General features: G+C 68.4%; 21 protein-coding genes. 11 read left to right on the top strand and 10 right to left on the bottom strand.

Annotated features, from left to right (window positions below; genetic code table 11):
* Positions 1–360: 360 nt before the first annotated feature.
* Positions 361–819, top strand: a complete 459-nt coding sequence (locus tag H7F49_RS10400) for an RcnB family protein (protein ID WP_214647758.1) — start codon at positions 361–363, stop codon at positions 817–819.
* A gap of 13 nt (positions 820–832) precedes the next feature.
* Here H7F49_RS10400 and pth read toward each other — a convergent pair whose 3' ends face one another.
* From pth to H7F49_RS10380, 4 genes are all read right to left on the bottom strand, one after another.
* The gene (gene pth, locus H7F49_RS10395) at positions 833–1,402 is read right to left on the bottom strand and encodes an aminoacyl-tRNA hydrolase (protein ID WP_185683525.1); all 570 of its coding nucleotides are present in this window, start codon (positions 1,400–1,402) and stop codon (positions 833–835) included.
* 101 nt (positions 1,403–1,503) lie between these two features.
* A complete protein-coding gene (locus H7F49_RS10390; protein ID WP_185683524.1) occupies positions 1,504–2,106 on the bottom strand; it encodes a 50S ribosomal protein L25/general stress protein Ctc in 603 nt (200 codons plus the stop codon).
* A 133-nt stretch (positions 2,107–2,239) separates the two neighbouring features.
* Entirely contained in the window at positions 2,240–3,127 is an 888-nt protein-coding gene (locus H7F49_RS10385; RefSeq protein ID WP_328806661.1) for a TraB/GumN family protein, read from the bottom strand.
* Positions 3,124–4,086, bottom strand: coding sequence for a TraB/GumN family protein (locus tag H7F49_RS10380; protein WP_185683523.1), 963 nt, complete (start codon positions 4,084–4,086; stop codon positions 3,124–3,126). The genes H7F49_RS10385 and H7F49_RS10380 overlap by 4 nt, the downstream gene beginning before the upstream one ends.
* Positions 4,087–4,203: 117 nt before the next feature.
* Here H7F49_RS10380 and H7F49_RS10375 point away from each other — a divergent pair, with 117 nt between their 5' ends.
* The 3 genes from H7F49_RS10375 to ppdK all read left to right on the top strand — a co-directional run bounded on the left by H7F49_RS10375 (position 4,204) and on the right by ppdK (position 10,419).
* Positions 4,204–5,106, top strand: coding sequence for a glycine--tRNA ligase subunit alpha (locus H7F49_RS10375; RefSeq protein WP_185683522.1), 903 nt, complete (start codon positions 4,204–4,206; stop codon positions 5,104–5,106).
* A 157-nt stretch (positions 5,107–5,263) separates the two neighbouring features.
* The gene (glyS, locus tag H7F49_RS10370) at positions 5,264–7,459 is read left to right on the top strand and encodes a glycine--tRNA ligase subunit beta (RefSeq protein WP_185683521.1); all 2,196 of its coding nucleotides are present in this window, start codon (positions 5,264–5,266) and stop codon (positions 7,457–7,459) included.
* Positions 7,460–7,758: 299 nt separating this feature from the next.
* Positions 7,759–10,419, top strand: a complete 2,661-nt coding sequence (gene ppdK / locus H7F49_RS10365; RefSeq protein WP_185683520.1) for a pyruvate, phosphate dikinase — start codon at positions 7,759–7,761, stop codon at positions 10,417–10,419.
* Positions 10,420–10,424: 5 nt separating this feature from the next.
* Here ppdK and H7F49_RS10360 read toward each other — a convergent pair whose 3' ends face one another.
* On the bottom strand, positions 10,425–11,117 hold the full coding sequence (locus H7F49_RS10360) for a class I SAM-dependent methyltransferase (protein WP_235982075.1): 693 nt from the start codon (positions 11,115–11,117) through the stop codon (positions 10,425–10,427).
* Positions 11,118–11,286: 169 nt separating this feature from the next.
* On the opposite strand from H7F49_RS10360, the gene H7F49_RS10355 reads away from it, so the two are divergent.
* The 4 genes from H7F49_RS10355 (at position 11,287) to H7F49_RS10340 (ending at position 15,224) form a co-directional block, all read left to right on the top strand.
* On the top strand, positions 11,287–12,048 hold the full coding sequence (locus H7F49_RS10355; protein WP_185683518.1) for a ComF family protein: 762 nt from the start codon (positions 11,287–11,289) through the stop codon (positions 12,046–12,048).
* A gap of 425 nt (positions 12,049–12,473) precedes the next feature.
* Complete coding sequence (gene hisI / locus H7F49_RS10350) at positions 12,474–12,851, top strand: phosphoribosyl-AMP cyclohydrolase (protein ID WP_185683517.1); 378 nt, start codon at positions 12,474–12,476, stop codon at positions 12,849–12,851.
* 31 nt (positions 12,852–12,882) lie between these two features.
* Positions 12,883–13,392, top strand: coding sequence for a MerR family transcriptional regulator (locus H7F49_RS10345; RefSeq protein ID WP_185683516.1), 510 nt, complete (start codon positions 12,883–12,885; stop codon positions 13,390–13,392).
* A gap of 29 nt (positions 13,393–13,421) precedes the next feature.
* Positions 13,422–15,224 carry an acyl-CoA dehydrogenase C-terminal domain-containing protein gene (locus H7F49_RS10340; RefSeq protein WP_185683515.1) on the top strand — a complete coding sequence of 601 codons (1,803 nt, stop codon included), beginning with the start codon at positions 13,422–13,424 and terminating at the stop codon, positions 15,222–15,224.
* A gap of 64 nt (positions 15,225–15,288) precedes the next feature.
* Here the strand turns inward: H7F49_RS10340 and H7F49_RS10335 are convergent, their stop codons facing one another.
* From H7F49_RS10335 to tyrS, 5 genes are all read right to left on the bottom strand, one after another.
* Positions 15,289–15,999, bottom strand: a complete 711-nt coding sequence (locus H7F49_RS10335; protein WP_185683514.1) for a dienelactone hydrolase family protein — start codon at positions 15,997–15,999, stop codon at positions 15,289–15,291.
* On the bottom strand, positions 15,996–16,913 hold the full coding sequence (gene cysK, locus H7F49_RS10330) for a cysteine synthase A (RefSeq protein ID WP_185683513.1): 918 nt from the start codon (positions 16,911–16,913) through the stop codon (positions 15,996–15,998). The genes H7F49_RS10335 and cysK overlap by 4 nt, the downstream gene beginning before the upstream one ends.
* Positions 16,914–16,984: 71 nt before the next feature.
* Positions 16,985–18,286 (bottom strand): MFS transporter, encoded by a 1,302-nt coding sequence (locus H7F49_RS10325; RefSeq protein WP_185683512.1) that lies wholly within the window; start codon positions 18,284–18,286, stop codon positions 16,985–16,987.
* 101 nt (positions 18,287–18,387) lie between these two features.
* A complete protein-coding gene (locus tag H7F49_RS10320; protein ID WP_185683511.1) occupies positions 18,388–18,729 on the bottom strand; it encodes a PilZ domain-containing protein in 342 nt (113 codons plus the stop codon).
* A gap of 94 nt (positions 18,730–18,823) precedes the next feature.
* Complete coding sequence (tyrS, locus tag H7F49_RS10315; RefSeq protein ID WP_185683510.1) at positions 18,824–20,047, bottom strand: tyrosine--tRNA ligase; 1,224 nt, start codon at positions 20,045–20,047, stop codon at positions 18,824–18,826.
* A 45-nt stretch (positions 20,048–20,092) separates the two neighbouring features.
* On the opposite strand from tyrS, the gene H7F49_RS10310 reads away from it, so the two are divergent.
* The 3 genes from H7F49_RS10310 (at position 20,093) to H7F49_RS10300 (ending at position 22,819) form a co-directional block, all read left to right on the top strand.
* The gene (locus H7F49_RS10310; protein WP_214647756.1) at positions 20,093–20,674 is read left to right on the top strand and encodes a DOMON-like domain-containing protein; all 582 of its coding nucleotides are present in this window, start codon (positions 20,093–20,095) and stop codon (positions 20,672–20,674) included.
* Entirely contained in the window at positions 20,671–21,873 is a 1,203-nt protein-coding gene (locus H7F49_RS10305; protein WP_185683509.1) for an exo-beta-N-acetylmuramidase NamZ family protein, read from the top strand. Before H7F49_RS10310 ends, H7F49_RS10305 begins: the two co-directional genes overlap by 4 nt.
* Positions 21,874–21,949: 76 nt before the next feature.
* Positions 21,950–22,819 carry a class I SAM-dependent methyltransferase gene (locus H7F49_RS10300; RefSeq protein WP_185683508.1) on the top strand — a complete coding sequence of 290 codons (870 nt, stop codon included), beginning with the start codon at positions 21,950–21,952 and terminating at the stop codon, positions 22,817–22,819.
* Positions 22,820–22,822: the final 3 nt, after the last annotated feature.

Here is a 22,822-nt window from a genome sequence, read left to right as displayed (position 1 = left end):
GTATCGCTTCGAGACCCGCGTATGCTGCGCGCGGGTGGCTGGGGTCCACATGCCTGTCTCCGAGAAGTCTGCAAACTCCCGGAATCACATGTGTCTCAGCCGCTCAACCCCTTTCGAAACGGCCTCTTAGGGCCTTTCGCGGAAATGAAATGGTTGACGACCGTTTGAGCAAACCGCGTGCCAATTGCCGAATTCCGCGGAGTCCGGTGGTTAACGCGGTTTCGGCGCCCTCTGCCTTTGTCAGAAATCCCGACAGGTTATCCACAGCCTGGCGCACAGGCCCGCCCGACCGGCGGGGCCGCGGGAACGGCTTCGGTCGGCGCGACGTTAGGCCGGAACACTCCAGCAAGGAGACCGATGATGAACCGCAAGCTGACCCGTGCGCTGGGAGGCCTCCTGGCCATGAGCATGGCGCTCACGGCCATGCCCTCAGGGGCGCAAAGGCGCGACAGCGATCGCGATGGCCTGCCCGACCGGGCGGAATGGAACCGTGACCGCGACCGCGACGGACGGCCCGACCAGTGGGACCGTCATGACAACCGGCGCGATCGCGGCGCCGGCTGGAACGACAACGGCCGCCGCTGGCGGTATTACGGCGGAAACTATGGCTACCGCGGCTACGAGGGGCGCTGGCGCACCGGCCAGCGCTATCCGTACTATCGGGATCGCGGCCACTATGTGACCGACTATCGCGCCTATGGCCTGCCGGCGCCGCGCCGGGGCTATCGCTATTACCGCACCGACAACGGCGACATCGTCATGGCGGCGGTGGCGAGCGGGGTGATCGGGCTGATCATCGGCGGGGCACTGGCGCGCTGATCACGCTGATCAATCAGTCCGCCTGGCGCAGGGCGACATCGTTCATGAACCGGACGTCGTCGCCCTTGGCCAGCCAATCCGCCTCGCCGGCGATCGCGCCCAGCATGTCGGCCAGCGGGTCCATCTCAGCCTTGGCATAGTTGCCCAGGACATAGCCGGTGACCCGGTCCTTGTGTCCGGGATGGCCGATGCCGAGCCGCACCCGGCGGAAATCCGGCCCCAGGTGCTGGTCGATCGAGCGCAGGCCATTGTGCCCCGCCGCCCCGCCGCCGCGCTTCACCTTGACCTTCATCGGCGCCAGATCCAGCTCGTCGTGGAACACGGTCAGCGCATCGGTCCCCAGCTTGTAGAAGCGCAGGGCTTCGCCCACGGCGCGGCCGCTTTCGTTCATGAAGGTGGCGGGCTTGAGCAGGATGATCTTGTCCCCGCCGATCCGCCCCTCCTGGACCCAGCCCTGGAACTTCTTCTGCACCGGTCCGAACCCATGCACCTCGGCCATGGCGTCCATCGCCATGAAGCCGACGTTGTGGCGGTGGAGCGCATATTGCGGCCCGGGATTGCCGAGCCCGACCCAGACTTGCACCGGAGCGGTTCCCTTCAGGACGAAGCCGGACCGCATCGCTGCGGCCCGGCTCCAGATGGGGCAGGCGGGCTGCCCCGGTCAACCTGGTGACACCTTGGGGATCACCCCTTGGTGGTGTCGCCTTCCTGGCTGCGCAGGCCCGAAGGCGCCACGATGGTGGCGACGGTGTCATCACGATCGGCGTGCGCGGCAGTGACGCCGGCGGGCAGCTTGATGTCGTGGATGTGGATCGAGGCGCCGACATCGAGCCCGGTCACGTCGACCACCACGTCATCGGGGATGGCGTCGGGCGCGCAGACCACGTCCAGGTCATGCAGCACGATGTTGAGCACGCCGCCGCGCTTCAGGCCCGGCGAGGCAGCTTCGTTGATGAAGACCACGGGCACGTTGACGTGGACCTTGTGGTCCGCCGAAACGCGCAGGAAGTCCGCATGGAGCGGACGGTCGCTGACGGGGTGGAAAGCCACGTCCTTGGGAAGGGTGCGGACCGTCTTGCCGCCCACCTCGATCTCGACGATCGAGTTGAAGAAGTGTCCGGTCATCAGCTGACGGACCAGTTCCTTCTCCTCGACGTGGACGCTGAGGGGGTCTTCCTTGTTGCCATAGATGACGGCGGGGACGCGGCCGGTGCGACGCAGGGAACGGGAGGCTCCCTTGCCAACCCGATCGCGCGTCTCGGCCGGCAGGTGCAGCGTTTCGCTCATGGTTCTGCCTTTCGAAAAGCGTTCAGTTCAACATCTCCCGCCACGCCTCCAGGGATGACCATGACGGGAAGCGCGGGCCGTTAGCGGGATCGCGGCCGAAAGGCAAGGAAAACCGGGCCGCTCCAGCCCCGGCTCAATCGACCCGGCGCACCTGCCAGCCCCGCGCCGCAAGGAGGGCGGGCAGACCGTCGGTTCCGGCGAGGTGCGCGGCGCCCACCGCCACGAAGGGCCGGTGCCCGGCGCGCATTTCCTGCTCGAGCCGCACCACCCAGGCCCGGTTGCGCCCGGCGTACAGCGCCTCGCGCAGTTCCGGATCGGCCAGCAGGCCCTGGTGCGTCACCGCGGCGATCGCCGCCATGTCGCCCCGGCGCCAGGCGTCGGCGATGCGCGCTTCCTCTCCGGCCGAACCAGCCCCCCGCACCACGGCGGCGAGCAGGTCGCGCTGGTCCCGCTCGGGCAGGCGATCGAAGATGGTGAGCTGGCCGGCGGCTCCTTCGAACTCGACCCGCGGCTTGTCCGGCACTGCGGCGACCAGCGCGCGATCGATCCCGTTGGCGCTGTCACCCCCGCCATCGGCCTGCAGCGCCTGGGCCAGGACCAGGGCCGCGGCCCAGGTCTCCAGCCCGGTGAAACGGTCCGGGGGCAGCGCATGGTCGGCCGTGATCTGGCGCAGGGCAGGGCGCTGCTCGGGCGGCACCCGCTGGTCGAGCGGCGGCTGCCCGGCGCGCTCGCCCAGTCGGGCAAAGACCTTGGCGGTTGCCGCATCGTCGTCGATCCGGGCGATCTCCAGCAGCAGGCGATCGGACCGGTCGAGCGCGGCGGCCACGGCGGGGGTGCGCCAGGCGACCGGGCGGGGCAGGGCGTGGACCGTGCCGAACAGCCAGGCCTCCTGCCCATTCGGACCCGTCACGTGCCATAGCGCCGGGCTGGCGGGATCGGGGCGGGCACAGGCGGTGAGCGCCGCCAGACCGGCCCAAGCCAGGACCAGGGCCAGCCACCAGCGCCCGCCCCGCCGCGTCACTGGACGCGAACCGTCTCGATCCCGCGCTGGCGCAGCACCTCCTGCACGCTGTCCTTGCCGGCGAGGTGTCCGGCGCCGACCGCCATGAACACCACCCCGGGCTTGGCCATGCGCTGCTGCACCCAATCGGCCCAGGCCTTGTTCCGATCGGTGATCAGCGTGGCGATCATCCGCGGATCGTCCTGCTTGTCCTTGTCCAGCTCGGCCACCTTGTCGGCCTGGCCGGCGCTCCAGGCCTTGATCATCGCCGCCAGCTCGCCCTTGATCGAACCGATCCCGGCGACCACCTCGCGCAGGTACTGGTACTGCACCTCCTGCGGCAGACCGGCGAACATGGCCATCTGCCCCTCGGCCGTTTCCAGCCCTTCGCGCGGGATGCCCCGGGCCTTGGCCAGCGCGGCGAGCTTGACGTCCGCGCCGCTGGCCGGGTCATAGCCCGCCTGCTTGACCGGGACGAGCACCAGCGACATCGCCGCCAGCCAGGGCTGGGCCCGGTCGAAGGTTTCCGGCCGGAACCCCATGCCCGTCATGGCCTTGTCATAAGCGGCGCGGTCGGCCTCGCTCATGATCGCGCGCAGGGTCTGGTCCGGTGGCAGCATGCCATGGGCCATGACCGCCGCCTGCATCGCCTCGGGCGGGGTGTCCGGCAGTTCGGTGACCAGCACCTGCGAGCCCTTCAGCGCGGTCGCCACCTTGCCTTGCAGCCACGGCAGGTCGGCGGGGAGCGCGTGGATCGTGCCGAACAGCCAGATCGTCGTATCCGCATCGGCGATCTTCCACAGCGCGGGCCGCGGCGCCTGGGCCGCCGGGGCGGGGCGGGGTGCGTGATGCTTGGCCGAAGCCGCTGCGGCACGTCCTGCCGATGGCGAGACCGGCGGCCGGGCCGACAGGGTGGTGGAGAGGAACCCGGCCACGGCCAGCGGCAGGGCAAGGGCGGCGAAGCGGATGCGCATGGACATGTCCGCGACCTAACGCGCCGCGTCCTGATAATCGATGAACAAAATGCACGGATCGCGTTCCCCCGGACCGGGCGCAAAGGTTGATTCCCCGCGCCCCATCGGCCAAAGCGGCGCGCTATGGCCGACACACCCGCTCCGCTTTCCTTCCAGGACATGATCCTGCGGCTCCACGCGTTCTGGAGCGCGCAGGGCTGCGCCATCCTCCAGCCCTATGACATGCGCATGGGGGCGGGGACCTTCCATCCCGCGACCACGCTGCGCGCGCTGGGGCCCGAGCCGTGGAAGGCCGCCTATGTCCAGCCCTCGCGCCGCCCCACCGACGGCCGCTATGGCGAGAACCCCAACCGGCTGCAGCACTATTACCAATACCAGGTGATCCTGAAGCCCAACCCGGACAACCTCCAGGAGCTCTACCTGCAGAGCCTGGCTGCGATCGGCGTCGATCCGCTGGCGCACGACATCCGCTTTGTCGAGGACGACTGGGAAAGCCCCACGCTGGGCGCCTGGGGGCTGGGCTGGGAGGTCTGGTGCGACGGCATGGAGGTGACCCAGTTCACCTATTTCCAGCAGGTCGGCGGGTTCGACTGCAAGCCGGTGGCGGGCGAGCTGACTTACGGGCTCGAGCGCCTCGCCATGTACATCCAGGGCGTGGACTGGGTTTACGACCTGAAGTTCAACAACGACGGCGTCAGCTATGGCCAGGTCTTCCTGGAGAACGAAAAGCAGATGTCGAAGTACAACTTCGAGGTCGCCGACACCGAGCAGCTGTTCAAGGGCTTCCAGCACGCCGAGGCCGAGTGCCGGCGCTGCATCGAGGCGGGCGTGCCGCTGGCCGCCTACGACCAGGCGATCGAGGCCAGCCACCTGTTCAACCTGCTGCAGGCGCGCGGCGTGATCTCGGTCCAGGAGCGCGCCAGCTACATCGGCCGGGTGCGCGATCTGGCCAAGGGATCGTGCGAGGCGTGGATCGAGACGAACAAGGCCCGCTGGGGCGAACTGGTCCCGGGGTGGAGCGTATGATGAATGGCGTTGATGTCCTCCCCCGCTGGGGGAGGGGGACCATGCGCAGCATGGTGGAGGGGCACTCTCACGAGGGCACCAACATGCGCGCCTGCGGACCGTGCCCCACCACCAGCCTGTGGCTGGTCCCCCTCCCCGTGACCGGGGAGGCTTGCTGATGCCTGATTTTCTTCTCGAACTCCGCTCGGAGGAAATCCCGGCCCGGATGCAGGCCGGGGCCCGGGCCAGCCTGGACAAGCTGTTCCGCGAACAGATGACCGCCGCCGGGGTGAGCCTGGGCGCGGTCACGGTCTATTCCACGCCGCGCCGCCTGGCGCTGATCGCGCGCGACCTGCCGCTGGCCACCGCGGCCGTGAGCGAGGAGCTGAAGGGCCCCAAGGTCGGCGCGCCGCCGCAGGCGCTCGAAGGGTTCCTGCGCAAGACCGGCCTTACCGAGGATCAACTGGTCGAGCGGGGCGGCGTGCTGTTCGCCGTGACCGAGAAGCCCGGCCGGGCGACGAAGGACGTGCTGGCCGAGGCGATCCCCGCCATCTGCCGCGCCTTTCCCTGGCCCAAGTCGATGCGATGGGGCGCGGCCTCGATCAGCACCGAGAGCCTGCGCTGGGTGCGCCCGCTGTCGGGCATCGTCGCGATCCTGGGGGATGAACCGGTCGATTGCGAGGTTGGCGGCATCCGGTCGGGCACGGCCACGCTGGGCCACCGCTTCCACCACCCGGGCGCCATCACGATCGGCGGCGCCGCCGACTATGTGGACAAGCTGCGCGCGGCCCACGTGCTGGTCGACCATGCCGAGCGCGAGGGCATGGTGCGCGAACAGGCCCGCGCCGCCGCCGCGAAGGCTGGGCTGACGCTGGTCGAGGACGAGGGTCTGGTGGTGGAGAACGCCGGGCTCACCGAATGGCCCGTGCCGCTGCTCGGCCGCTTCGACGAGGCCTATCTGGAGGTTCCGCCCGAGACGATCCAGCTCACCGCGCGGACCAACCAGAAGTACTTCATCTGCCGCGACGCGCAGGGCCAACTCGCCAACGCCTTTGTCTGCACCGCCAACATCGTCGCGACCGACGGCGGCGCGGCGATTGTCGCGGGCAACCGCAAGGTGCTCGCCGCACGCCTCTCCGATGCGCGCTTCTTCTGGGAGCAGGACCGCAAGACGCCGCTTTCCGTCCATGCCGAAAAGCTGGCGCGGATCACCTTCCACGAAAAGCTGGGCACCGTCGCCGACAAGGTCGAGCGGGTCGCGAAGCTGGCAAGGTGGCTCGTGGAGAGCGGGGTGGTGGTTTCCTCCCCGGAACGGGGAGGGGGACCAGCGCAGCTGGTGGAGGGGCACCCGCATGATGGCGCCGGAGCATCCGGCACCGCCAGCGCGCCTCCGACCGTGCCCCTCCACCGTCCTGCGGACGGTCCCCCTCCCCGTGCCGGGGAGGATGCGAGCCTCGCCGATCTCGCCGAACAGGCCGCGCGCCTGTGCAAGGCGGACCTCGTCACCGAAATGGTCGGCGAGTTCCCCGAACTGCAGGGCCTGATGGGCGGCTACTACGCCCGCGCCGAGGATCTGCCCGATGCGGTCGCCGATGCCATCCGCGACCACTACAAGCCGGTCGGGCAAGGCGACGAGGTGCCTACCGCGCCGGTGACGGTCGCGGTGGCGCTGGCGGACAAGCTGGATACGTTGCGGAGCTTCTTCGCCATTGACGAGAAGCCAACCGGATCGAAGGACCCCTTCGCCCTGCGGCGGGCCGCACTGGGCATCATCCGCATCGTCACCGAGAATGGACTTCGGCTTCCGCTGATCCAGGCCGCCACCGCCGCTCAGGCTGAGCCTGTCGAAGCCCACACGCCGGCGCTGGCCCAGGAGCTTCTCGCCTTCTTCGCCGACCGCCTCAAGGTCCAGCAGAAGGAAGCCGGGGTCCGCCACGACCTGATCGACGCGGTCTTCGCGCTCGGGGGCGAGGACGACCTCGTCCGCCTGCTCGCCCGCGTCCATGCGCTGCAGGCCTTCGTCGGGACCGAGGACGGGGCCAACCTGCTCGCCGGCTACAAGCGTGCCGCCAATATCCTCAAGAAGGAGGAATGGCAGAGCGCAGCCCTGTCCTACACGCCCGAACCCGAGGAAAAGGCCCTTATCGACGCGCTCGATTCGGCCAGCCCCCGCGCCGATGCGGCCTTGGCGGCGGAGAACTTCGCCGGGGCCATGGCGGCACTGGCCACCCTGCGCGGGCCGATCGATGCCTTCTTCGACAAGGTCACCGTGAACGATGCCGACCCCGCCAAACGCGCCGCCCGTCTGGACCTGCTCGAGCAATTTCGTGCTGCAGTGCACAAAGTTGCTGACTTCTCGCGCATCGAAGGCTAGGGCGGGTTTCAGCATACGTATGCACCGACGAGATTCGGAGCATCGGGTGCGGAGTTTGGGGGCGGATGTCGGGGTGTCACCGGTCCGCCGAACCCCCACCCCCATCCCCTCCCCACCGGGGAGGGGAGCGAGACTTGCCCTGCCGCAGGCAGGGCTGGTCGCAGCGGGGAGGGGGCTCGGCGCCGGATCGTCGCTTGACATTGCCCTCCCGCGAGGGGGCCGGGGCATTTCGCTCTGAACCCTGTCAACCGTGTCAACCGCGGCACCAGACCGCGAGGGCACCCGGTGGAGTAGTGAGGGTGGAGCAGGTCTACACGTTCGGCGGCGATGCCCGTCATGACGAGCCGAGGGCGCGCGACAAGACCATTGTCGGCGGCAAGGGCGCCAATCTGGCCGAGATGGCCTCGATCGGGCTGCCGGTGCCCCCGGGCTTCACCATCACCACCGAGGAATGCATCCGCTATCTGGCGGAAGGCGCGAACTTTTCCGACCAGTTGCGCGCCGACGTGGCTGCCGCGCTGGGCCATATCGAACGGACCGTGGGCAAGCGCTTCGGCGACGCGGCCGATCCCCTGCTGGTGTCGGTCCGCTCCGGCGCGCGGGTGTCCATGCCCGGCATGATGGACACGGTGCTCAACCTGGGTCTGAACGACGACACGGTGCAGGGCCTCGCCGCGGTGTCCGGCGATGACCGCTTCGCCTGGGATTCCTATCGCCGCTTCATCCAGATGTATTCGGACGTGGTGCTGGGGATCGATCACCACCTGTTCGAGGACGCGCTGGAGATCGCCAAGGAGGACAACGGGTTCTACGCCGACGTCGATCTGGCGGCCGAGCACTGGCAGGCGCTGGTCGGCGAATACAAGGCCATTGTCGCGCGAGAGCTGGGACGCCCGTTCCCCCAGGACGTGACCGAGCAGTTGTGGGGCGCGATCGCCGCCGTGTTCGATTCGTGGGATTCGGACCGGGCCAAGGTCTATCGCCGGCTCAACGACATTCCGGGCGATTGGGGCACGGCGGTCAACGTCCAGGCCATGGTCTTCGGCAACATGGGCGAAACCAGCGCGACCGGCGTGGCCTTCACCCGAGACCCGGCCACTGGCGAACGGGCCTACTATGGCGAATGGCTGGTCAATGCCCAGGGCGAGGACGTGGTCGCGGGCATCCGCACCCCGCAGTACCTGACCCGCGGCGCGCGCGAGCGGGCGGGGGCCAAGCCGCTGTCGATGGAAGAGGCGATGCCGCAGGCCTATGCCGAGCTGGCCCGCGTGTTCGACCTGCTGGAACTGCACTACAAGGACATGCAGGACATCGAGTTCACCGTTGAACGCGGCAAGCTGTTCATGCTCCAGACCCGCTCGGGCAAGCGCACCGCCAAGGCCGCGCTCAAGATGGCGGTGGACATGGTGGACGAGGGCCTGATCGACGAGGCGACCGCGATCAGGCGGGTCGATCCTATGGCGCTCGACCAGTTGCTCCACCCCACGCTGGACCCCAAGGCCCCGCGCGACGTGCTGGGCAAGGGGCTGCCCGCCTCGCCGGGCGCGGCATCGGGCGCAATCGTGCTGGACGCCGACACCGCCGAGCGACTCGCCGCCCGGGGCGACGCGGTGATCCTGGTGCGGGTCGAGACCAGCCCTGAGGATATCCACGGCATGCACGCCGCCCGCGGCATCCTGACCGCGCGCGGCGGGATGACCAGCCATGCCGCCGTGGTCGCCCGCGGCATGGGCCGACCCTGCGTGTCGGGTGCTTCGGGCCTGTCGATCGACATGGCGGCACGAACGCTGAAGATCGGCAATCGGGCGCTGAAGGAGGGCGATGTCATCACCCTGGATGGCGCGACCGGTGACATCATGGCCGGCGAGGTCCCGACGATCGAGCCCGAACTGGTCGGCGATTTCGCCGTGCTGATGGGCTGGGCCGACCGGCACCGGCGGATGAAGGTGCGCACCAATGCCGAAACCCCGGCCGACTGCCGCATGGCGCGCCAGTTCGGCGCCGAGGGCATCGGTCTGTGCCGCACCGAACACATGTTCTTCGATGCCAAGCGCATCTCGGCCGTCCGCCAGATGATTCTGGCCGAGGACGAGGCTGGCCGCCGCGCCGCGCTGACCAAGCTGCTGCCCGAACAGCGCGCCGATTTCCGGGAGATCTTCGAGGTGATGGCCGGCCTTCCGGTGACGATCCGTCTGCTCGATCCGCCGCTCCACGAATTCCTCCCGCACGGCGAGGCCGAGTTCGCCGAGCTGTCGGAAGCGATCGGGGTGGGCGTCGACACGCTCAAGCGCCGCGCCGAGGAACTGCACGAGTTCAACCCGATGCTGGGCCATCGCGGCTGCCGCCTGGGGATCACTTTCCCCGAGATCTACGAGATGCAGGCCCGCGCGATCTTCGAGGCCGCCTGCGAGGTGGCCCAGGCCTCAGGCGAGGCCGTGGTGCCGGAGGTGATGATCCCGCTGGTCGCCACCCGCAAGGAGTTGCAGATCCTGAAGGCGCTGGTCGATCGCGTGGCTGCGCAGGTCTTCGCCGAGCAGGGCCGGACGCTCGACTATCTGGTCGGCACGATGATCGAACTGCCCCGTGCTGCGCTGATGGCCGGTGAGATTGCCGAGGAAGCGACCTTCTTCTCGTTCGGCACCAACGACCTGACCCAGACCACCCTGGGCGTCAGCCGCGACGATGCCGCGCGCTTCCTCAATCCCTATGTCGAACAGGGCATCTATCCGCGCGATCCCTTCGTCAGCCTCGACATCGAGGGCGTCGGCCAACTGGTGACCCTCGCCGCCGAGCGGGGCCGCGCCACCCGGCCGGAGATCAAGCTGGGCATCTGCGGCGAGCATGGCGGCGACCCGGCCTCGATCGCGTTCTGCGAGGCGACCGGCCTCGACTACGTCAGCGCCTCGCCTTACCGCGTGCCGATCGCGCGACTGGCGGCAGCCCAGGCCGCCCTGGCCTGAGCCGATCAGGCGGTTCGGCGCCAGCCCGACAGGGTGAGCAGCTCGAACCGCTCGGTCACCCGGCCATCGGGCCCGGCCAGGTCGGCAAAGGCCGCCTCGGCCCGGGCCAGGGCCGCCCGATCGAGAGGGGGGCCGCCCTGAACCAGCACGCTGGTCAGGCCCTGGTCGCGCAGGTCATGGACCAGACCGGCCAGGGTGCGGAACCGGACGTTCAGGCTCCGGCCATCGGCCACGGGATCGGCCAGTCCGGCGCGCTGCAACAACTGGGCCCCGGCGCGGACATCGACCTGGGGATGGAGGCGCGGGGCCGGGCGGTCACCATCGGCGGCGAGCATGATCCCCCGCAGCGCCGGCAGGCTCCCGGCGCCGATCATGGTCGCCAGCAGCAGCCCGCCCGGGGCCAGCGCCCCGCGAGCGTGGATCAGGGCACCTGGCAGGTCATTCTCGCAATCGAAGGCGAAGCAGGCGACGATCAGGTCGAAACCCCTCTCTGGCCAGGGTTGATCGAGCGGGAAGGCAGGGCAGGCGTGCTGCCGCATCACGCCCGGCAACGCGGCGGCCACGGCGCCGGTGGGATCACCCAGCACCAGCGTGCGCGCCGGCCGGTGACGCAGGAAGCCGATCCGCTCGGCACTGTCCTCGGCCAGCTCGTCGAACAGGTAGCGGGCATGATCCGGGCGGGCCTGGCGCGCCATCATGCGCTGCCAACCGGACAGGCGACGGTGGCGGGCAAAGATCTCCGGAGGGCGCGAGGGCGTTTGGGGCGGGGGCGGGGAAGCGGACGAGGCCATACCGCTGCGCTAGCCGTCGCCCCCCCGGGGCGGCAAGAGGCTTGCGGGATTCCCCGATCCGCCGCACACCTTGGTGATGCAGGTCCCAGATCGGGTCGCACCGATCGTCGATTTCATTTTCCCGCCGCGCTGTCCGCTGTGCGGCGCGGCCGTGGCGCGACAGGGCGGTCTCTGCGCTGCGTGCTGGCCCACGCTGGCCATCCCGAGCGAGCCGAGCTGCCCCGGGTGCGGACGCCCCTTTGCCGGCGCGGCTGCGCCCGGCACACGCTGCGCGCCATGCCTTGCGCAGCCGCCCGCCCATGACGGCATCGTCGCGGCGACGCTGTACAATGCCGCCGCCCGGCGCCTGGTCATTGCCTTCAAACACGGGCGGCGGATCGCTCTGGCCCCGCTGCTCGGCCGACTGATCAGCGCCCGACTGACAGCGTCCCGCTCGCTCGGGGCCGGGGAGCCGTGGCTGGTCGTCCCCGTCCCGATCCATCGCTGGCGGCTGTGGCACCGCGGGTTCAACCAGTCGGCCCTGCTGGCCCGCGACATTGCCGCCCGGATCGGGGGGGAGCTGATCGTGGACGCCATGGTGCGCCGCCGCGCGACACCGATCCTGGGCGGACTGGGTCGCACGGCCCGGGAGCGGGCCCTGCGCGGAGCGATCGCGCTGAAGGCTGGCACCGCGGCCCGGATTCGCGGCGCTTCGGTCCTGCTGGTGGACGATGTCCTGACCAGCGGCGCGACCAGCAATGCCTGCGTCCGCGCCTTGAAGCGTGCCGGGGCGAAAACCGTGGTGATCGCCTGCTTCGCCCGCGTCCTGGACGAGGCTCTGCCGCCCGATCGGGCCTGACCCTGGCCACTGACCGTCCATGCTGCCAGTCATGACGAAGGCCCCTCGCCAGCACAAAAGAAAGACGCCAGCACAAAAGAAAGACGCCCGGAACTTCCGTTCCGGGCGTCCTCGTGACGAAACTTGCGGGCGCCGCGTAAGCGGTTCGCATCGGCCGCCCCCAAAACGGCCGCGCCACCCGATCCCTCAAATTGCGGGCGCGCCTCGCTTCATGGCTGGCACTGCCCTATTACCCTGAACCTCGGCGCTCTTGCACGGCGCCGCAGTCTTGCGGGCAACCCGTTGCCGGGCTGCGAGCCTGTGTCCCTTGAAACCGCAGCAAAGGAAAGCAAGCTTCGCCGCAGCCGTGGATTTTGGCTGGGGTCTGTGGTTATCGTGCAACAAAAGGTCTGCCGTCTCGGCCGCCTCGCAAGGAAACGATCCGCATGCCCTCCGATGACATCGCCCTGCGCGAACAGGGAACCGCCTTCCTGCCCAAGTTCGATTCCCAGGGGCTCCTGACCGCGGTGGTCATCGATTCGCGGACGCGGGATGTCCTGATGGTGGCCTTCATGGACCGCGTGGCACTGGACGCCACGATCGAGACCGGGTTTGCGCACTTCCACTCGCGATCGCGCGGGCGGCTCTGGAAGAAGGGGGAGAGCTCGGGACACGTCCTGCGGGTCGAGGAAATCCGCACCGATTGCGATCAGGACGCGCTGGTCATCATCGCCAACCCCGCCGGACCGGCCTGCCATACCGGCGCGCCCACCTGCTTCTACCGCCGCCTGCACGAAGGTTCATTGGAGCCGACAGCCACTTGACGTTCACGTAAGCGGCACTAAATGTCGCGGCATGGCGACACGATCTTCCGAACGCACGCCCAACGCAGCCGAGCCGGACGCAACCGCGGCCCACGGCGTTGCCCCCGCGCTGGCCTCACCTGGCATCCGCCGGGGTGAGATCGAGCGGCCTGACGCCCTCGACCGGGACAGCTTCACCATCTCGGAGCTTACCGCCGAGTTCGGCGTCACGGCCCGGGCCCTGCGCTTTTACGAGGAGGAGGGGCTGCTCTCGCCCGAGCGGCAGGGCATGTCCCGGATCTACAGCAAGCGCGACCGGGCGCGGCTGGCCTGGGTGCTGCGGGCCCGCAATGTCGGCTTCAGCCTGGTCGAAATCCGCGAACTGATCGACCTGTATGATCTGGGTGACGGCCGGGTGGAGCAGCGGCGCGTCGCCATCATCAAGTGCAACGAGAAGATCGCCCAACTGCAGCAGCAGCGGGAGGATCTGGATGCCGCGATCGCCGAGATCTCGGGATTCGTCGCAACGATCGAGGCCCTGGAACTGCCGCGCAAGCGGTGATCGGGCCCCATTGCTGAAGGAGAGCTGACATGCCGACTTACAAGGCCCCGGCGCGCGACGCCCGGTTCATCATCAACGAGGTGCTGCGGATCGAGCAGTATGCCGATCTGCCGGGCTTCGATGCGGCGACGCCGGACTTGGTCGAAACCGTGCTGGACGAGGCCGGCAAGTTTGCCGCCGAGGTCTGGGCACCGCTCAACCTGCCCGGTGACCAGGAAGGCTGCACCCGGCATCCCGATGGATCGGTGACGGCGCCGACCGGGTTCAAGGACGCCTATCAGCAGTACGTCGAGGCGGGTTGGGGCACGCTGGGTATGCCGGCCGAGTTCGGCGGGCAGGGCCTCCCCCACGTGCTCGGCTTCGCGGTTGAGGAGTTCCTGTGCGCCGCCAACCAGTCGCTGGCGATGTATCCGGGCCTGACCAGCGGTGCCGTGAGCGCGCTGCTGACCAAGGGATCGGCGGAACAGCAGGCGCTTTACCTGCCGAAGATGGTGTCGGGCGAATGGACCGGCACGATGAACCTGACCGAGCCGCAGTGCGGGACCGACCTGGGCCTGATCCGCACCCGCGCTGTCCCGCAGATGGATGGCAGCTATGCCATCACCGGGACCAAGATCTTCATCTCCGCAGGCGAACACGACCTGTCCGAGAACATCATCCACCTCGTCCTCGCCAAGACCCCGGACGCGCCCGACAGCACCAAGGGCATATCGCTGTTCGTGGTCCCCAAGATCCTGGTCAATCCGGACGGGAGCCTTGGCGCACGCAACGCCGTGTCGTGCGGGTCGATCGAGCACAAGATGGGCATCCACGGCAATGCCACCTGCGTGATGAACTACGACGGGGCGACCGGCTACATGGTCGGCGAGGAGAACAAGGGCCTGGCCGCCATGTTCATCATGATGAACGCCGCGCGGTTGGGGGTGGGCATCCAGGGCGTGGCCCAAGCCGACGTCGCTTATCAGAACGGCGTATCTTATGCAGCGGAACGGCGGCAGGGCCGGGCGCTGACCGGGCCGGCCGAGCCGGGTGAGAAGGCCGACCCGCTGTTCGTTCACCCCGACGTGCGCCGGATGCTGATGGACGCCAAGGCCTTCACCGAAGGCGCGCGGGCGCTGGCATTGTGGTGCGGCCTGCTGGTCGACCTGTCGCATCTCGCCGCGACCGAGGAGGAGCGCCAGGCGGCCGATGACCTGCTGGGCCTGCTGACCCCGGTGATCAAGGGCTATGGCACCGACAAGGGCTATGACGTCGCCACCGCCATGCAGCAGATCTGGGGCGGTCACGGCTACATTGCCGAAAACGGCATGGAGCAGTTCGTCCGCGATGCCCGGATCGCCATGATCTATGAAGGCGCCAACGGAGTCCAGGCCATGGACCTGGTCGGCCGCAAGCTGCCGGCCCACATGGGGCGGGCGATCCAGACCTTCTTCGCCGTGGTCGATCGCGAATGCAGCGATGCGCGGGGCGACAACCGCCTGGCCGATGTCGCGGCCAAGCTCGAAAAGGCCAATGGCGAGCTCAAGGCCGCGACCATGTGGTTCATGCAGAACGGGATGGCCAACCCCAACAACGCCGGGGCCGGGGCGCACCACTACATGCATATCATGGGGATCGTCTCGCTCGGCCTGATGTGGCTGCGCATGGCGCGCACCGCGGCGGCCGCGCTCGATGCCGGCAGCGGCGATGCGGCCTATTACCAGGCCAAGCTCACCACCGCGCGCTTCTTTGCCGAACGCTATGCCCCCGATGCCGGAGCCCTGCGCCGCAAGATCGAGGGCGGAGCCGAAGCGGTGATGGCCCTGCCGCTGGAGGCCTTCGCCACGGCCTGAACCGCAAAGGGCCCCGGTCATTCGGATCGGGGCCCCTTCGGTTTTCCGACGTGTTCCGTCGCCCTCAGCCGAAGACCTCGTCGGCGAAGGACAGCAAGGCCGCCCAGCTCTGGCGATCAGCGCTGGCATCGTAGCCCAGTGCCTCCAGGCCCCGCCCGTCACTGCCCGGGTCGGTGAAGCCGTGCTTCACCCCGCCATAGCTGTGGAAGTGCCAGGGGTAACCCGCAGCATCCAGCTCTTCCCACAGCGCCAGGACCTTTTCGCGCGGGGCGAGCGGATCGGCATCGCCATGCAGCACCAGCACGCGGGGCTTGTGGGGACCGTCCGGATCGGCCGGCCGGTCCGTCTCGAACACGCCATGGAAGCTGGCCACAAAGGCCAGATCCGCCCCCTGCCGCGCGAGTTCCAGCACGGCCTGCCCACCCATGCAGTAGCCGATGGCCGCAGCCGGCAGCCCGGCCACACCGGGCAGCGCCCGCATCGCGGCCAGACCCGCCATGAGCCGGGCGCGATAATGATCCACATCGGCGCGCAGGGCTGCGGCCAGCGGGAACGAGGCCGCGAAATCGGCCACCGGCTCGCCATAGAAATCGCCAATGAAGGCCAGATAGCCCGCCTCGGCCAGGGCCGCCGCGCGACGTTCGATGGCGCCGGACACATTGGCAATGGTCGGCCAGACGAGGATCGCGGCGCGCGGCATGCCGGCCGGACGGGCCAGCCACCCGGTCAGGGCCGTGCCACGATCGGCGTAGGCGATGGGTTCAAGCGTGCTCATTCGGGCAGAAAGTCCGGAACCGAAAGATACCGCTCACCCGTGTCGTAGTTGAAGCCGAGTACCCGGCTTCCGGCGGGGAGCTCCTTCAACTTCTGGGCAATCGCGGCCAGGGTCGCGCCGGAGCTGATGCCCACCAGCATGCCCTCTTCGCGGGCGGCACGGCGGGCCCATTCCTTGGCGTCGGCCGGATCGACCTGGATCACCCCGTCAATCGACTGGGTATGGAGGTTGCCCGGGATGAAGCCGGCCCCGATCCCCTGGATGGGGTGGGGCGCCGGTTGTCCGCCCGAAATCACCGGGGACAGCGTCGGTTCGACCGCGAAGGCCTGAAGCCCGCTCCACGTCTGCTTCAGCGTTTCAGCGCAACCGGTCAGGTGGCCGCCGGTCCCGACGCCGGTGATCAGCACATCGATCGGCGCATCGGCGAAGTCGGCCAGGATTTCCTGCGAGGTGGTGCGGACGTGAACGGCGATGTTCGCCGGATTTTCGAACTGCTGCGGCATCCACGATCCCGGGATTTCGGCAAGCAGCTCACGCGCGCGCTCGATGGCGCCCTTCATGCCCTTTTCGCGGGGGGTGAGGTCAAACGAGGCGCCATAGGCCAGCATCAGCCGCCGCCGCTCGAGCGACATCGATTCGGGCATGACCAGGATCAGCCGGTAGCCCTTGACCGCCGCGACCATGGCCAGACCGATCCCGGTGTTGCCGGATGTCGGTTCGACGATCGTCCCGCCGGGCGCCAGGCTGCCATCGGCCTCGGCCGCCTCGACCATGGCGAGGGCGATGCGGTCCTTGATCGACCCGCCGGGATTGGCGCGTTCGCTCTTCACCCAGACCTCATGGTCGGGGAACAGGCGGGACAGGCGGACGTGCGGCGTGTTGCCGATCGTCGCCAGAATGGAATCCGCTTTCATGTGGCTCGCTCCTGCGGTGGGTTCATGGGTGGAACCCTAACGGATCGGCGGGCACTTTCGAGCAGGAAAATCTACTCCTCGGCAAAGCGCGTGGAGAAGGTGCGCGAACGGCGCAGCTCGGGAAACAGCAGGGCCCAGGCCGCGGTGACCGCCATCGCGCCGACCCCGCCCAGGACAACCGCCCCCGTCGCGCCAAGCAGCGCCGCGGCCACGCCGGACTGCATTTCCCCCAGCTCGTTCGAAGCCGAGATCGCCAGCCCCGAGATCGAGGATACCCGGCCGCGCATGGCGTTCGGCGTATTGAGCTGGACCAGGGCGCCACGGATATAGACCGACACCATATCGACCCCGCCCAGCGCCATCAGCAGGGCCAGCGAGACAAGGTAATGGCGTGACACCCCGAACAGCGCGGTCAGTGCGCCGAACAGCACCACCGACCACAGCATCTTCACGCCGACATTGCGCTCGATCGGACGGAACGAAAGGACGACAGCCACCAGCGCCGCACCGATCGCCGGTGCCGCCCGCATCTGCCCCAGTCCCGCCGGTCCGACCGGGACGCCGTTCCAGGTCAGGATGTCGCGGGCATAGACCGGCAGCAGCGCGGTCGCACCCGCCAGGAGGACGGCGAAGAGGTCCAGCGTGATGCAGCCGAGCAGCAGCCGCTCACGGCGGACAAAGCTGAACCCCTCGGCGATCTGGCGCAGGGGGTGGAGATCACGGGACAGGACGGGCTGGGCGAGCGGGGCGATCCGCAGCAGGCAGGCCATGCTGATCCCCAGCAAAGCAACGGCGATACCATAAGGCAGGGCAGGGCTGGTGGCATAGAGCAAGCCACCCAGCGCCGGGCCGGCGACCGATCCGGTCTGCCAGGCAATCGAGCTGAGGCTGATCCCCTTGGGCACCAGTCGCGCCGGGAGGATGCTGGGCCCGATCGAGGACACGGCCGGGCCGAAGAAGGCGCGGGCCACGCCGTGCAGCGAGGCCAGCCCGAACAGGGCGGGCAGGCTCAGCGCATCGGTCCAGGTCAGCGCGCCCAAGGCCAGCGCCATGACGAAATCCACCCCGATGGCGCCGGCGCCAACCTTGCGCCGATCATGACGATCCGCGACCAGTCCCGCGAAAGGCGCCAGCAGCAGCATCGGAACGAACTGCACCAGCCCGATAATCCCCAACTGGAACGCGGCCTGGGCGGGAGCCATCCCGTACTGGGCGCGGGCCACGTCATAGACCTGCCAGCCCAGCACCACGGCCATGCCGGTCGAGGCGATCACCGAACACAGCCGGGTCAGCCAGAACAGCCGGTAATCGGGAATCTGCAGCGGCGAACCAGGTTCACGCTGGGGATCGGTGTGGGAAGGGGTGCCAGTCACCAGCCGGCCATGGCAAAGCCATCCGCGCTTGCCAAGTCAACGTTGCAGTGCCGCGGATCCGCCGGGCTCTCCGCCAGGACCTAGGCCGGTCCGCCGAGGGGTCAGCGCCGGTTGCGCAACCGGGGATTGGGTTGCAGTTCGTCGATCAGGCCGATGAACTCGTTCATGCGGATGATCCGTTCGAACTGGAAGCCAGCACGATCACCGGACAGCCAGATCAGGTGCGCCTCGATCCGCCCGATGTGAGGCAGGCGGACGTTCACCCGCTCGCCCCGACCAAGGCCAAGATCGCCGCCCTGCGTCATGAACCCATGCGCCGACAGATTGACGATGCGCAGATGCAGATCGCCACGCTGGCGATGTTCCGCAATCAGGCGGAAGTCGACCGGATGGCGACTCGACCGACGCAAGTCGGTGACGGAAAGTTGTGCACCTAAGCCCATAACCGGCCTGCTTTCCCGTTGGCGGACGGCAGAACATTGCCGGAAAATGCCGAAAAAACGGTAAACTGACCGGCAAAGATTTGCCGGATAAACCCTAATTCGGGCGGAGGATTCCGTGCTTCTTCTTGCCCGAGGAGATCCGCCGCTCGGCACCCCCGGCAATGTGGAACGCCTCATCGGCCACGGCCTCGCCATCAACCTTGGCCCCGCCCCCGGCGATCAGCCGCTTCGCTTCTCCCCGGCTGGCGGCAAACCCGATTCCCACCAGGGCATCGACAATGGTGAGCCCTTCGGCCGGCAGGTCCAGCACCGGCAGGTCCTGGCCGAGCCCGCCACCGGCAAAGGTCGCCGCGGCCGTGGCCTCGGCGGCCGCTGCCGCCTCTGCTCCACGACACAGCTTGGTCACCTCGTTGGCCAGCACGACCTTGGCGGCATTGATCTCGCTGCCCGGCAAGGCCTCGAGCCGGGCGATCTCGTCAAGCGGCAGATCGGTAAACAGGCGCAGGAACCGGCCCACGTCGCGATCGTCAGCGTTGCGCCAGTACTGCCAGAAATCATAGGCGGGCAGGGCTTCGTCATTCAGCCAGACCGCACCGGCGGCGGTCTTGCCCATCTTGGCCCCGTCCGCGGTCGTCAGCAGCGGCGTGGTGAGGCCGAACATTTCGCGGCCCTCCATGCGGCGGGTCAGCTCGATCCCGTTGACGATGTTGCCCCACTGGTCCGATCCGCCCATCTGCAAGCGGCAGCCATGGCGCAGGGCCAGCTCACGGAAATCGTAAGCTTGCAGGATCATGTAGTTGAATTCGATAAAGCTCAGCGGCTGTTCCCGCTCGAGCCGCAGCTTGACCGAATCGAAGGTCAGCATGCGGTTGATCGTGAAATGCGGCCCCACGGTGCGCAGCAGATCGATGTAGCCCAGCTGGCTGAGCCATTCGTCGTTATCGACCATGATCGCGTCGGTCGGGCCATCACCGAAGCTGAGGAACCGCTCGAAGATGGTGTGGATCGAGGCGATGTTGGCCGCGATGCCCTCCGGCGTCAGCATCTTGCGGCTTTCGTCTTTGCCCGAGGGATCGCCGATCTTGGTGGTCCCGCCGCCCATCACCACGATCGGCTTGTGCCCGGTCTGCTGCAGGCGGCGCAGCATCATGATCTGCACCAGGCTGCCGACGTGGAGCGATGGCGCCGTCGCATCGAAGCCGATATAGCCCGGGACGATCTGGGTCGCGGCCAGCTGGTCGAGCCCGGCGGGATCGGTGAGCTGGTGGATGTAGCCACGTTCGTCGAGCAGGCGGAGCAGCGAGGAGGTGTAGGTCATGTCGGTTCCCGTTCAGGCGGGCGCGCCTAGCATGGAGTTGTCGCTTTGGGAACGCTGACCCTGGCGCCCCATGCCGATCATCCGCCGCTGCGGGTTCGCGCGATCGAGGCCGCCGTCATCGGTCTTGACCCATACTGGTTGCGGTTGCGCTGGCGGATCGAGGGCGCCGGCGCCGTGCTGGTCCCGCCGTTCGCGGGGAAGGGCCGGACCGACGGGCTGTGGCAGCAGACCTGCTTCGAGCTGTTCCTGCGCCAGCCGGGCGAGGATGGCTATGTCGAGCTTAATCTCAGCCCGTCCGAGCGCTGGGCCGCCTACGACTTTTCCGCCTACCGTGCCGGCATGGCCGACCGGCCGATGCCGCGCGATCCCGACTGCACGATCCGGGGGGCCAATGACCTGATGATCTTCGATGCGTCGATCCCGATGGCCGCCCTGCCGCCGCTGCCGTGGCAGTTCGGACTGACGGCCGTAATCGAGGAGGCCGTGGCCGATGCGGAGGCGGATGGTCCCATGGGCGAGGTGCGCACCGTCCGATCGTTCTGGGCCTTGCGCCATCCGGCCGGGGCGCCCGATTTCCACGCCCCCGCTTGCTTCGCGGCGCGGCTTGGGGCACCGCCCGAGGCATGAAGTTCGGCATCGACCGCCTGTTGGCGGACCCAGACCTGCGACGGCCGCTGGCCGGCAAGCGCGTTGCCCTGGTGGCGCATCCGGCATCGGTGACGGATCGGCTGGTCCATGCCCTTGATGCGCTGGCCGCTTGCCCCGATGTGGCTCTGTCGGCCGCGTTCGGACCGCAGCACGGCCTCAAGGGCGACAAGCAGGACAACATGGTGGAGACCCCGGACGAGCGCGATCCGCTCTACGGGATGCCGGTGTTCAGCCTCTACGGCGAGGTTCGCCGCCCGACCGCGGCAATGATGGATACGGCCGATGTCTTCCTGTTCGACCTGCAGGACCTGGGTTGCCGCATCTACACCTTCGTCACCACGCTGCTCTATTTGCTTGAGGAAGCGGCGCGGCACGGCAAGAGCGTTTGGGTGCTCGACCGGCCCAACCCGGCGGGGCGTCCGATCGAAGGCCTGACCCTGCGGTCGGGACAGGAGAGCTTTGTCGGGGCCGGGCCGATGCCGATGCGGCACGGGCTCACCCTGGGCGAAATGGGGCATTGGTTCATCCGTCAGTTCGGCCTTGATGTCGATTACCGGGTCATCGCGATGGAAGGCTGGCAGCCCGAGGCTGGCCCGGGCTGGGGCTGGCCCGACAGTCGGCTGTGGATCAACCCGAGCCCGAATGCCGCCAATCTCAACATGGCGCGGGCCTATGCCGGCACGGTGATGCTGGAAGGAACCACGCTGTCGGAAGGCCGGGGGACCACCCGGCCGCTCGAAGTGCTGTTCGGCGCGCCGGATGTCGATGCCCGTGCGGTTCGCCATGTGATGGAACAGCTGGCCCCGGATTGGCTGGCGGGCTGCGCCCTGCGCGAGTGCTGGTTCGAACCGACCTTCCACAAGCATGCCAAGAGCCTGTGCAGCGCGCTGATGATCCATGCCGAGGGCGCCTTCTACGATCACCACCGGTTCCGCCCCTGGCGGCTGCAGGCGCTGGCGTTCAAGGCGATCCGTCAGCTCTACCCTGACTATCCGCTGTGGCGCGACTTCCCCTACGAATACGAGTTCGAACGGCTGGCGATCGATGTGATCAACGGTGGCCCCGGCCTGCGCGAGTGGGTCGATGATCCATCGGCAGAGCCCGCTGACCTCGACGTCCTGACCGGGCATGACGAAGCGGAATGGGCGGAAACAACCCGCGATCTGCGAATCTACTGAACGCGTGATGCCGGCTTTACGCGGAGTTCAGAAAGTCGTGCTGTAAGCTGCGGCACTCCACAAGCCGAGGCCGCACATGTCGGGCTGCATTCATTGCCAAGCCACCAGCAGCGATCAGCTGTTCGTTCACAAGGGCTATCGCCTGGTCCGCTGCAGCGGCTGCGGGCTGGCCTACATCGCCAATCCCCCCTCGGCCGCCGAACTGGCCGAACTCTATGCCGCAGAGGGCGGGGGCACTTATCACGCCCAACTGCGCGATCCCGCGAACCCGGAAGTGGCGCGCATGGCGCAGATCGCCGAGCGACATCTGGACTTTGTCCGCACCGTCGCCACGACCGGGCGGTTGGTCGACCTGGGATGTTCGACCGGGGCTTTTCTGGGCAAGGCCAAGGCTGCGGGCTTCGAGGCGAGCGGGATCGAATATGCCCGCGACTCCGCCCACTTTGCCGCAGAGATGACGGGGTGCCCGGTGGAGCATGGAACCTTGGCCGACAGTTCAGTCGCGCCGGGATCGCTGGACGTGCTGTGCGCCTTCGACGTGATCGAACACGTTCCCGATCCGGCTGACGATCTGGCCCGGATGTACGGATTGCTCAAGCCCGGCGGTTGGCTGGTCCTGTCCACCCCCAACATCGATGGGCTGTTTCCGCGCCTGTCGTTCCCGCTGGCCGGGGTCCTGGGGCACTGGCCCCACCCGGAACCCCCGCATCACCTCTACCAGTTCAGCGTGGCGACGCTGAGCGCCATGCTGCGCACGGCCGGGTTCGAGCCCGGTCCCGTCCGCCATTGCAACATCGATCTCAGCTATACCTTCGGCCAGTTCCCCGCCTTGCTGCGCATGCCGCAGCGGCTCGCCTACGCCATGGTCTTCGCCCCCTTCGCCAAGCTGGGCCCGCTTGTGGGAATGGGGGACTGGTTCTACATCGCGGCGCGCAAGCCGGCCTGATCG

Origin of the sequence: Novosphingobium aerophilum, assembly GCF_014230305.1 — a bacterium.
GTDB lineage: Bacteria > Pseudomonadota > Alphaproteobacteria > Sphingomonadales > Sphingomonadaceae > Novosphingobium > Novosphingobium aerophilum.
This window is presented reverse-complemented; position numbering and strand designations above follow the sequence as displayed.

Coding starts and splice junctions, on each gene's coding strand:
- H7F49_RS10400 (WP_214647758.1), top strand. CDS start 361: ATGAACCGCAAGCTGACCCGTGCGCTGGGAGGCCTCCTGGCCATGAGC.
- H7F49_RS10390 (WP_185683524.1), bottom strand. CDS start 2,106: ATGAGCGAAACGCTGCACCTGCCGGCCGAGACGCGCGATCGGGTTGGC.
- H7F49_RS10380 (WP_185683523.1), bottom strand. CDS start 4,086: ATGTCCATGCGCATCCGCTTCGCCGCCCTTGCCCTGCCGCTGGCCGTG.
- H7F49_RS10375 (WP_185683522.1), top strand. CDS start 4,204: ATGGCCGACACACCCGCTCCGCTTTCCTTCCAGGACATGATCCTGCGG.
- glyS (WP_185683521.1), top strand. CDS start 5,264: ATGCCTGATTTTCTTCTCGAACTCCGCTCGGAGGAAATCCCGGCCCGG.
- H7F49_RS10360 (WP_235982075.1), bottom strand. CDS start 11,117: ATGATGGCGCGCCAGGCCCGCCCGGATCATGCCCGCTACCTGTTCGAC.
- H7F49_RS10355 (WP_185683518.1), top strand. CDS start 11,287: ATGCAGGTCCCAGATCGGGTCGCACCGATCGTCGATTTCATTTTCCCG.
- hisI (WP_185683517.1), top strand. CDS start 12,474: ATGCCCTCCGATGACATCGCCCTGCGCGAACAGGGAACCGCCTTCCTG.
- H7F49_RS10345 (WP_185683516.1), top strand. CDS start 12,883: ATGGCGACACGATCTTCCGAACGCACGCCCAACGCAGCCGAGCCGGAC.
- H7F49_RS10340 (WP_185683515.1), top strand. CDS start 13,422: ATGCCGACTTACAAGGCCCCGGCGCGCGACGCCCGGTTCATCATCAAC.
- H7F49_RS10335 (WP_185683514.1), bottom strand. CDS start 15,999: ATGAGCACGCTTGAACCCATCGCCTACGCCGATCGTGGCACGGCCCTG.
- cysK (WP_185683513.1), bottom strand. CDS start 16,913: ATGAAAGCGGATTCCATTCTGGCGACGATCGGCAACACGCCGCACGTC.
- H7F49_RS10320 (WP_185683511.1), bottom strand. CDS start 18,729: ATGGGCTTAGGTGCACAACTTTCCGTCACCGACTTGCGTCGGTCGAGT.
- tyrS (WP_185683510.1), bottom strand. CDS start 20,047: ATGACCTACACCTCCTCGCTGCTCCGCCTGCTCGACGAACGTGGCTAC.
- H7F49_RS10305 (WP_185683509.1), top strand. CDS start 20,671: ATGAAGTTCGGCATCGACCGCCTGTTGGCGGACCCAGACCTGCGACGG.
- H7F49_RS10300 (WP_185683508.1), top strand. CDS start 21,950: ATGTCGGGCTGCATTCATTGCCAAGCCACCAGCAGCGATCAGCTGTTC.